Annotated in this window: 9 protein-coding genes; 7 read left to right on the forward strand and 2 right to left on the reverse strand. The window is 69.7% G+C overall.

Features of this window, described 5'->3' with window-relative positions; all coding sequences use genetic code 11:
- Positions 1-179 precede the first annotated feature (179 nt).
- Entirely contained in the window at positions 180-2,285 is a 2,106-nt protein-coding gene (locus ACFXI3_RS46350) for a primosomal protein N' (protein WP_378408569.1), read from the forward strand.
- A 744-nt stretch (positions 2,286-3,029) separates the two neighbouring features.
- Positions 3,030-3,575, forward strand: coding sequence for a GNAT family N-acetyltransferase (locus tag ACFXI3_RS46355; protein ID WP_378408571.1), 546 nt, complete (start codon positions 3,030-3,032; stop codon positions 3,573-3,575).
- A 4-nt stretch (positions 3,576-3,579) separates the two neighbouring features.
- On the opposite strand, the gene ACFXI3_RS46360 is transcribed toward ACFXI3_RS46355, so the two are convergent.
- A complete protein-coding gene (locus ACFXI3_RS46360) occupies positions 3,580-4,713 on the reverse strand; it encodes a hypothetical protein (protein ID WP_344267307.1) in 1,134 nt (377 codons plus the stop codon).
- Positions 4,710-5,777: a helix-turn-helix domain-containing protein gene (locus ACFXI3_RS46365; RefSeq protein WP_378408573.1), complete on the reverse strand. Its 1,068-nt coding sequence runs from the start codon at positions 5,775-5,777 to the stop codon at positions 4,710-4,712. Before ACFXI3_RS46365 ends, ACFXI3_RS46360 begins: the two co-directional genes overlap by 4 nt.
- Before the next feature lie 254 nt (positions 5,778-6,031).
- On the opposite strand from ACFXI3_RS46365, the gene ACFXI3_RS46370 reads away from it, so the two are divergent.
- The 5 genes from ACFXI3_RS46370 (at position 6,032) to ggt (ending at position 9,825) form a co-directional block, all read left to right on the forward strand.
- Positions 6,032-6,652 carry a hypothetical protein gene (locus ACFXI3_RS46370; protein WP_344267303.1) on the forward strand — a complete coding sequence of 207 codons (621 nt, stop codon included), beginning with the start codon at positions 6,032-6,034 and terminating at the stop codon, positions 6,650-6,652.
- Positions 6,653-6,686: 34 nt separating this feature from the next.
- Entirely contained in the window at positions 6,687-7,349 is a 663-nt protein-coding gene (locus tag ACFXI3_RS46375) for a Crp/Fnr family transcriptional regulator (protein ID WP_116206509.1), read from the forward strand.
- A gap of 71 nt (positions 7,350-7,420) precedes the next feature.
- Positions 7,421-7,753: a hypothetical protein gene (locus ACFXI3_RS46380; protein WP_344267300.1), complete on the forward strand. Its 333-nt coding sequence runs from the start codon at positions 7,421-7,423 to the stop codon at positions 7,751-7,753.
- Positions 7,750-7,977, forward strand: coding sequence for a hypothetical protein (locus ACFXI3_RS46385; protein ID WP_344267298.1), 228 nt, complete (start codon positions 7,750-7,752; stop codon positions 7,975-7,977). Before ACFXI3_RS46380 ends, ACFXI3_RS46385 begins: the two co-directional genes overlap by 4 nt.
- 39 nt (positions 7,978-8,016) lie before the next feature.
- Positions 8,017-9,825: a gamma-glutamyltransferase gene (gene ggt, locus ACFXI3_RS46390; protein WP_378408576.1), complete on the forward strand. Its 1,809-nt coding sequence runs from the start codon at positions 8,017-8,019 to the stop codon at positions 9,823-9,825.
- Positions 9,826-9,921: the final 96 nt, after the last annotated feature.

Raw genomic sequence — 9,921 nt, forward strand, 5'->3', positions numbered from 1 at the left:
CAACCCCGATACGAAGCCTCCCTGCGGTTCGGGGGTGCTTGACAAGGCATCTTTCCCGCCTTGACAAGCACCCCCGAACCGTCAGGACAATCAAACTTCGGGGTGCCCCACGCAACCCCTCCCCCCGAAGGGGAACGCTCACGACAGGACTGTCGGACGAGTCTGGTAGAGATCTCCAAGTGACCAGCTCCGAACCCACCCCCCTGTGGGACCTCCCGGAGCCTTCGCGCTCCACCCCGGAGCCGAAGGCCACCCCGGCGAAGAAGCCCAGCAAAGCCAAACCCGCCCGTTCCCGCAAAGGCCAGCAAACCCCAGCTCCAGAACTCCCCGTAGCGAAGATCGCGGTCGACATCCCGCTAGCCCACCTAGACCGCACCTTCGACTACCAAGTCCCGGAAAAACTCCACGAATCCGCAGTCCCAGGCTGCCGAGTCCGAGTGCGCTTCGCCGGCCAACTGGTCGACGGCTACCTCATCGAACGCACCGACACCACGGACTACGAACGCAAACTCGCCTACCTGGAACGAGTAACCTCCAGCGAACCGGTCCTCCCGCCGAGCCTGCACGCCGTCTGCCGCTCAGTAGCCGACCGCTACGCCGGAACCCTCTCCGACGTCCTCCGCCTGGCCCTGCCCCCGCGACACGCGAAGACAGAAGCCGAACCACCCGCGGAACCGGCCCCGGCACCGGTCGCGCCGGACATCTCCGCCTGGACCCGCTACCAACGCGGCGAAGCCTTCCTGGAAGCCATAACCGAAGCCCGCCAAGCCAACGCGGTCTGGCAAGCCCTCCCCGGCGAAGACTGGCCCCGCCGTCTTGCCGAAGCAGCCGCCACCGCCGCGTCCCAAGGCCGAGGCGCGGTCCTGGTGGTCCCCGACCACCGCGACCTGACCCGAGTGCATGACGCCTGCGTCGAGCTCGTCGGAGAACAAGGCGTCGCAGCGCTGATCGCCGGTCTGGGACCGGCGGAGCGATACCGCCGCTGGCTTTCCGTTCTGCGCGGCGCAGTCCGCGTAGTAGTCGGCACCCGAGCGGCGATGTTCGCCCCCGTCAAAGACCCAGGCCTGTTCGTAGTCTGGGACGACGGCGACGACCTGCACCTGGATCCGCATGCCCCGTACCCGCACGTACGAGATGTGCTGATGGATCGGGCCCACGCAACGAAATCAGCGTTCCTGGTCGGCGGTTTCGCCCGAACCGCCGAGGCGCAACTGCTGGTGGAATCCAGCTGGGCACAGCAAATCCAGGCCGGGCGCACCGAACTCCGTGCCGCCGCCCCGCGGGTCACACCGGTCGGCGAGGACTTCGACGTAGCGCGCGACGAAGCCGCCCGCGTAGCCCGCCTGCCCGCAGTCGCTTTCGAAGCGGCACGCCAAGCCTTCGCTGCCGGATTGCCCGCTCTGGTCCAAGTCCCGCGCCGCGGCTACGTCCCCGGATTGTCCTGCGGCCAATGCCGAACGCCCGCCCACTGCCGCCGCTGCGCCGGTCCGCTGGCGTTGCCCGGCGGTTCGGTCGACGGCGCCCCGCGCCCGCCCGCCTGCCGGTGGTGCGGCGTCCCCGAGACCGCTTTCCGTTGCCCTGCTTGCGGTTCCGTCCGGCTGCGGGCAGTCGTCGTCGGCGCGAAACGCACCGCCGAAGAACTGGGCCGGGCTTTCCCCGGGGTGCCCGTCCGAACCTCCGGCGCGACTGAAGTCCTGGCGACCGTTCCCGGCCGCCCGGCTCTGGTGGTCTGCACGCCAGGCGCGGAACCGGTCGCCGAAGGCGGTTACGGCGCGGCGCTGCTGCTGGACGGCTGGGCGCTGCTCGGCCGTCAGGATCTGCGCGCCGCGGAAGAAACCCTCCGCCGCTGGATGGCCGCCGGCGCGCTGGTCCGCCCGGCGTCGGGCGGCGGCCGGGTGGTCGTCGGCGCGGAGGCCGGGCTGCCCGTGGTGCAGGCGTTGGTGCGCTGGGATCCGGGATGGCACGCGAGCCAGGAGCTGGAGCAACGCCGGGAGCTGGGTTTCCCGCCCGCGATGCGGATGGCGAGCGTCGAGGGGAGCCCGGCCGCGGTGGCGAGCGTGCTCGACGACCTCCCGCTGCCGGACACCGGCGAGGTGCTCGGCCCGGTCCCGCTGGGCGATTTCGACGACGAAGGCAACGCCGAACGCGAGCGGGCGCTGGTGCGGGTGGCCCGCCCGGACGGCCGCGCCCTGGCGACGGTTGTGCGAGACGCGGTGGCCCGCCGAGACGCCCGGAAGGCGGTCGAGCCGGTGCGGGTGCAGTTGGACCCGCTGGACCTGATTTAGGCGGTTGCGTGGGCGGGCGGCGGTCGGGCGGCTACAGGTGCAGTTGGCTCCGCTGGATTTGATTTAGGGGTTGCGCCCGGATGGTTTGGGCGCGCGGCGCGATGGTGCGGGAAGGTTCGGGTGGCGGTCAGGCCGGTTTGGGGGCGGTTGGTTCCGGTGGACTTGGTCAGGCGGTTTCGGCGCGCGGCCCGGCAGCGCGGGAAAGCCCGGACAGGAAGCCGACCCGATGCGGGTCCCGTTCGAGCCATCCGGCTCGTTGCTTGACGACGAGAGCCAGCCACAGGCGCCGCTGCGTTCGTTCACCTGCATTGGCCCGCCGACGCAGAGCCGCTCCCATGCCGCGAGCAGCCCCGGGCCAACGCGGGGCGTGACGGGCCCGCGATCCGCCCCAACCGCCGCCCGCGCAACTGGATCCGCTGAACCCGATCTAGCCAGCCGCTAATTCCCTCACCGAACCCCGCCCCGAAGGCGGTTTTCCGTGCTGCTGCGCGAGTTCCGTTTGAACCGGTTCGTCCCGGGGTGTATTGGGGAGGTGGAAACCGGGGGAGGGGCGCGGTCGCGCAGGGTAGCCGGTTGCTCCGTTCGCAGGTCCGGGCTGCGGCATCTGCAGTCTTCGCGCCTACCGAGCGCACACTTACTCTTGAGGCCGGGCGGCCATGATCAGGACCGCGGCCCGGGCCGGCTCCGGGCCGGCCTCCCGCGCGCGCGGCGCGTGCCCGGTCCTGCGGACAGGAGTCGGCGTTGATGGGCGACGTCTCGATCCGGCCGGCTGAGCAGGCGGACCTCGCGGTGCTGGCGGAGGTCTTCGGCGACCAGGCGTTCTTCGAGGACCGGTTCACCCGGCAGGCGAAGGGGCTCGGCGTGCTGTTCGCCGCGTGGTGCTCCGCGCGGCCGGTCGGGGCCGTCTACCTGTGGCTGGAAGACGCCGAGGAGCCGCCGATCCGCGGCCATCTGCCGGGCGTTCCGCTGCTGACTCACTTGGAAGTCGCCCCGGACGCGCGCAACCGCGGCATCGGCGCCGCTCTCGTGCACGCGGCCGAGGACTACCTGGCCGGCCACGGCCACGCCCTCGGCGCGCTCGCGGTCCGCACCGACAACACCCGCGCCGCCCGGCTGTACAGCCGCCTCGGTTACCGGGACTGGGGCCACGGCACCGTCGTTTGCTACGCGGAGCGCGTTTCGCCCGACGGGCGCACGATTTCCGAGGCCGAACGGTGCCACGTCCTGGTCAAAGGGTTGCCGGACGACAGCCCCGCACCGCTGGCGAGCCGCACGTGCGGCGAACGGTGAACCTTCAGGACTTGTGCACGATCTCCGAGATGCCCAGCGTGTCGAAGGCGGCGTCCGGATCGCCTGGCGCCCCGTGCCGCGCGCGCAGCGACAGCAGATGCGTCTGCCAGGTGTCCCGGTCGCGCTGCCAAGCGCGCAGATACCGGACGCACAGGTCCGGGTCGATCAGCAGGCTGCGGCCGAGCGCGGCCTTCAACGCCGCGATCATCCGCGCCTCGTACGCACCGGTCAGGTATGGCGCGTCCTGGACCTGCTGAAGCGTGGTGCTGATGAACGCCCGGCGGCTTTCCAGGAAGCTCGCCCAGTGCTCGGCGGTCGCGTCGGCGAGGCTCATGCCGTTGTCCAGCAGGCAGTAGAGGCCCTCGGCCAGCGTGTCGCCGAGTTCCTCCGACCGGGCGCGCATGGTGTCGCGGTAGGGGTCGTAGTCGTGCTGGTACGCGGAGCCGGTGACCGCGGTGGCGCGCAATCCGGTGCCGCTGAGGAGAAAGAACCAGTCCTCGTTGTAGATGTCCGGGAAGAACGAGGAGAACGCGTCGCGCCCGACCGCCAGCGCGCCGCCGCCGACGAACGTGTCCTGTTGTCCTCCGGACTCGTGGTAGGCGTGGCACACCACGGAGTTGTCCCGCATGCCGGTGTTGGCGAGGCCGACCGCCGCGTATGCGTCGAGCAGGCCCGCCGCGGCGCGCAGATCGCCAGGCCGCGAAAGGTGGATGTCGTCGTCGAGGAAGAGGATGCGCCGCCAGCCCGCGAGGTCGGCGACGAGCACGCCGAGGTTGCGCTTGAAGCTCGTGTCAGTGCGGCGCAACTGGCGTTTCGCCTGCAGCAGCCTGCTCGTCGCGAAGGGCGGAACGGCGCCGAGACCGGCGGCTTCGTCAGTGTCGATCGCGCGGACGCGCACCCCGGCGCGTTTCGCGGCGAGCACCGCGTCGGTCGCCCGGGCGCTTTTGCTGCACAGCAACAGGAGCGTGGCGTCGACCTCGCGAGCCGCGCGGAAAGCGTCCTTGAGGTAGGCGGCGGGCCTGCCGTTGGGCACGACGATCGCGTCCAGCTGGGCCTGCGGAGCGTCCTCGGCGGCGACATGGTGCAACAGCCGCTGGTGCGTCGTGTGCTGCGCCGGCGCTGCGACGGTCGCGGTCATGGGAGGCTCGATTCTGGCCACTCGTGCAGCCGGTTCTCTCGCAGGGTCCAGTCGGGGGTGAGCCCCTGGTTGTCGAACACCGGGACCCGGCTGATGATGCTGAAGGAATCCGCGCCCGCGAAGCGCTGGTCAAGGTAGGCCTGGTTGCGGTCGCGGAAGCGGCGGTCGGTCAGCGCTCGTACGGCCCCGAGGGTGCCGCGGCCGTACATCCCGTTGCACACGGTCACAGTGCGCTTGCGGTTGAGCGGGCTGACGCCGTGGTAGAAGTGCGCGACGTCTTCGAGCAGGACGCCGTCGCGGAGTTTGGCGCTGAACATCCGGGTGGTCCCGTCCGCGCAGGTCACCTCGAACCCGGCCTCCAGCTGGTCCTCGTCGCCCTTGCGGCTGATCTGGCGGACCGGCACGTCGACCCGGTCGAGCAGCGCGCGGGTCTGCGGGTTCCAGTCGACGCCGCCGAGCAGCACCAGGTGCGCGGTGTACTCGTCCGCCGACAGCGTCGTGTTCTGGTCGGTGGTGCGGAAGGTGACGTCGCTCGCCGGGTTGCACGCGCGGATGTGGCCGTAGAGCTCGATCAGCGCGTCCGGGTCGGCGTAGGTGTAGAGGTTCACGTAGTCCGGGCTGGACGGGTCGGTGTAGGCGATGCGGTACTTCTCCGGCAGCTGCGCGCAGACGATCACGATGTCCTGCTTCGGCGGGAAGTGCCACAGGCTCTCGGGGGCGAAGACCGGCTGGGCGGGCGGGTCTTCGAGGTCGCCGCGCAGTGCCTGCAGCTCCGCGAGCAGCTCCTTGCGGGCGGTGCGCTCGTCGTCGGTCAGGTTTTCGATGTCCAGCAGGTGAAGTTCGCGGCCGTGGACGGAGCGGCGGGTGGCGAAGAAGGTCGCGTACGCCTCGAGCCTCGGCTGCGGGGGCGTCACCGGCTTCGCCACGTTCTCCCACGACGACAGCAGACCGGTGCTCACGCCGAAGGCCTCGGCGAGCTGGCGCTGGGTCAGCACCACGTCGGACCAGCTCTCCTTGCGCAGGGTACGCAGGCGGGCGGCGAGCGCGGGGTTGGGCTGAGACACGACTTCAGACCCTTCAGTGAAGTTCAGTCAGACGTGAATGGCGGGGATTCTACACCCGGGACGCCGGGGTGGCCGGACGGGCCGGGGGTGGAGTGTCGGCGAGCGTTCAGGGGTTGCCAATTGCGGACCGGACCCTTGCCTGAACGGAAGATGTCGTGTGCGCGACACCATTGTTTCAGTCCGGGCCCGCCCTTATAGTAGCTGCTGTGAAAGTCTACTAGATTTCAGTAGCTTCCTGAAATAGGGGGGCGGTCATGGACACCTCAGCAGTACAGGCACCAGTACACCGAGCCATCGTGGTGGTCGACATCGAAGGGTCGACAACCCGCACGAACCCGGCTCGGGCCGGGCTCCGTTCGGTCCTGTTCGACCTGCTCGACGAGGCGTTCCTGGCCGGGGGCATCACCGAGCGGTTCCGGGACCCGTTCATCGACCGGGGCGACGGGGCGCTGTGCCTCGTCCGGCCGGTCGACGAGGTCCCGAAGACAGTGCTGCTCGCCCGCGTGGTGCCCGCGCTGACCGAACTGCTCGCCCGGCACGGCGACCAGGACCCCGAACTGGCCTTCCGGCTGCGCGTTTCGGTGCACGCCGGCGAGGTGCACTACGACGCGCACGGCCCGTACGGCGAGGACGTCGACATCGCCTGCCGGCTTCTCGATGCGCCTGACCTGAGACGCAGGCTGCGCAGTTCGTCCGGCCCGCTCGCCCTCGTCGTCTCGAACGCCATCCACCGCTCGGTCGTCCGGCACGGCTACGCCGGGATCGACCGCAGCTCCTTCGCCCACGCCTTCACCGTCCGGGTCGGCGGACAGCGGACGCGGGGCTGGGTCCGCACCACCGACGCCGTCCGGCCGGGAGCGGGACTGATCGCCTGAGCGGTCCGGCCGGCGACGAGGAGGGTGGACCGCTGTGGAGACGATCGGGTTCTGGCCGGCGCTGGGCGCCGCGGACCGCGCGAAGTTCGAAGAGCTGTCCGTCCGCAAGGCCTATCGGCGCGGGGACGTCCTCTGCCGCGAAGGCGAGCGGGCCTCGGTGGTGCTTCTCCTGCTGGCCGGCCACGTCCGGATCACCAACGCGACGCCGGACGGGCGCGAGGTCGTGATCGGCGTCCGCGGCGCGGGCGACGTGATCGGCGAACTGGCCGTGATCGACGGCGGACGGAGGTCGGCGACAGTGCAGGCACTCGACGAACTCGACGTCCTGGTCGTGCCCGCCGCGCGGTTCGTCGCGCTGTGCCGGCGCGAGGCGGCGATTTCCTGGGCACTGCTGCAAGTGCTGGCCGACCGGATGCGCGACGTCGGACGGCAGTGGCTCGACATCGGCGGCGGGACGAGCACCCGCCGCGTGGCCGCGCAGCTGATGCAGCTGGCGGTGCAGCACGGCGTGCGGCGCGGCACGGACATCGAAGTCGCGGTGCCCGGCACGCAAGCGGAACTCGCGATGACAGCGGCGATTTCGCGCGAATCGTGGGCACGGGTGACCCGGGAACTCCGCCGCCAGGGGGTGATCAGCACCGCGCGCGGCCAGGTGACCGTGCACCGGCTCGCGGAATTGCGGCGGCTCGCCCGCTGAACGTGTCAGCTGACACAGATTTCCCGGCTCCGCCGGGGTTTTCTGGATACACACCACCGAGGGAGGCAGTCATGGAACCGTTTCTTCCCGCTCCTCAGCCGGTTCGCTGGCGTCGGGGGGTGTACGCGGCAGCTCTGGTCGTCCCGTTCACCGTCGCTCAGGTGTGGGCGCTGCTGGTGTTGCTGAGTTTCGAATCGCTTCACGGGCTTGTCGCGCAGGCGTTCCTGGTGATCCTCGCCGGCTCCCTGATCGCGACGGTCGCGGGCTGGCGCTGGGTGTGGCAGCTGGGGTCGGAGCGCAAGCGCGTTCAGGCCCGCGAGGAAATGCGCAGGCGCGCTTCCGAGAACCTGCGCGAATTCGGGCGCGAGGACCTTCGCGAACCGCGGATACAGGTGCGGATATGACCACCGTGCTGGCCGCCGCGCAAAGCGGGCAAGGCGTGCCGGCCGGGGTGCTCGTGCTCGCGCTGGTGGTGCTGGTCGCGCTGATCCGGGTGCTGCGCTGGATCGCCGGGCTGGCGGTGAAGCTGGCCGCGTCGGTCGCCGCGGTGTCCGGGCTGGTGGTCGGAGTGTTCGGGGTCGGCGGCCTGGCGACGCTGACCGCGGTGGCGATGGCGGCCTCGAAATGAGTGTGGACACCGGTTCTGCCGCGGGGCAGACTCGCCCGCATGCCCACGACCGGAAAGCGAATCCTCGCGGTGCTCTCCGTGGCCGCTCTGGTGTCCACGGCCGGGGCGGCCAGCGCCTCGGCCGCCGTTCCCACTCCTAAATCGCCTGTCGCGACCGGCTATCTCGGCGCGGTGTCGAGCATCGACGCCGACGCCACGGCCATCGGCACGCAGGTGCTGCGCGGCGGCGGCAACGCCGTCGACGCGGCGGTCGCCGTCGCGGCCGCGCTCGGCGTTACGGACCCGTTCTCGGCCGGCATCGGCGGGGGCGGGTTCTTGGTGTACTACGACGCGAAGACCGGCAAGGTCCACACGCTCGACGGGCGGGAAACCGCGCCCAAGACCGCGGACGAGAACCTGTTCGTGGAGAACGGCAAGCCGCTGCCGTTCGCGGACGCCGTGACGAGCGGGTTGAGCGTCGGGGTGCCGGGCACTCCGGCTACTTGGCGTGACGCGTTGCGCAAGTGGGGGACGCGCTCGCTCGCGCAGTCGATCGCCCCGGCGGAGCGGTTGGCGCGCAAGGGGTTCGTGGTCGACCAGACGTTCCATGATCAGGTCGCGCACAATGCCGGGCGGTTCGCCGCGTTTCCTTCTACCCGGTCGTTGTATCTGCCGGGCGGGCAGCCGCCCGCGCCGGGGACGGTCTTCCGGAATCCCGATTTGGCTGCTACGTACGGGCAGCTGGCTCGGCGGGGGACGGATGCGTTGTACCGCGGCGATATCGGGGCGGATGTCGCCCGGACTGTTCAGCAGCCGCCGGTTGATCCGGCTTCTTCGCTGAATGTTCGTCCGGGGAAGCTCTCCGTTTCTGATCTTGCCGCGTATCGGGCTATTGAGCGCGAGCCTACGCATACTGAGTATCGCGGATTGGACGTTTACGGGATGCCCGCGCCTTCGTCTGGCGGGCTTACCGTGGGCGAGGCGTTGAATATCCTGGAGAAATTTGATCTTCGCGGGGCGAGCAAGGCTGATTATCTGCAGTATTTCCTGGAGGCTTCGCGGTATGCGTTCGCTGACCGGAATCGGTGGATCGGCGATCCGGCGGTGGTGGATGTTCCGGCTAAGGAGTTGCTGAGTCAGGGGTTCGCGGACAGTCGGGCTTGTTTGATCTCTCGGGATCGGGCTGGGGTCAGTCCTGTTGCGCCTGCTGATCCTCGCCATCCTCAGCCTTGTGGTGCTGGTTCGGTTGGGGCGCCTACGCCTTATGAAGGGGAGAACACCACTCACCTTACTGTGGCGGATAAGTGGGGGAATGTTGTTGCTTACACCCTTACTATCGAGCAGGAGGGTGGTAGCGGGATTGTGGTGCCGGGGCGGGGGTTCTTGCTCAACAATGAGCTGACTGACTTCTCGTTCGTGCCGGTTACGCCTGGGGTTCCGGATCCTAATCTGCCTGGGTCTGGGAAGCGGCCTCGGTCTTCGATGGCTCCTACTGTGGTTTTGCGGGACGGGAAGCCGTTCTTTGCTACTGGGTCGCCTGGGGGTGCGTCGATTATTACGACGGTGCTGCAGGTTTTGCTCGGGCGGATTGATCGGGGGTTGTCGTTGGAGGATGCCATTGCCGCTCCGCGGGCTTCTCAGCGGAATTCTGCCAAGGCGGATGTGGAGGCTGGGTTCTTGGCTCAGCCGGAGGTCGCGGATCTGCAGGGGAGGGGGCAGGTGTTTTCGTCTTCGCCTGCGGAGATCGGGGCTTCTACTGGGGTGGAGAGTTTGCGGGACGGGCGGTGGGTTGCTGCTGCTGAGCCGGTGCGGCGGGGGCAGGGGGCTGCTGAGGTGGTGTTGCCTTGGCGGTGGCCTGGGGGGCGGTGAGTCGGCTCGTCGCCTGGCGGCGACATTGCGCACGTTGGTTGCGTGGGGCACCCCGAAGCTGATTGTGACGACGGACGGCGGGTGCTTGTCAAGGCG

It is taken from the genome of Amycolatopsis sp. NPDC059235, assembly GCF_042754125.1.
Lineage (GTDB): Bacteria > Actinomycetota > Actinomycetes > Mycobacteriales > Pseudonocardiaceae > Amycolatopsis > Amycolatopsis albidoflava.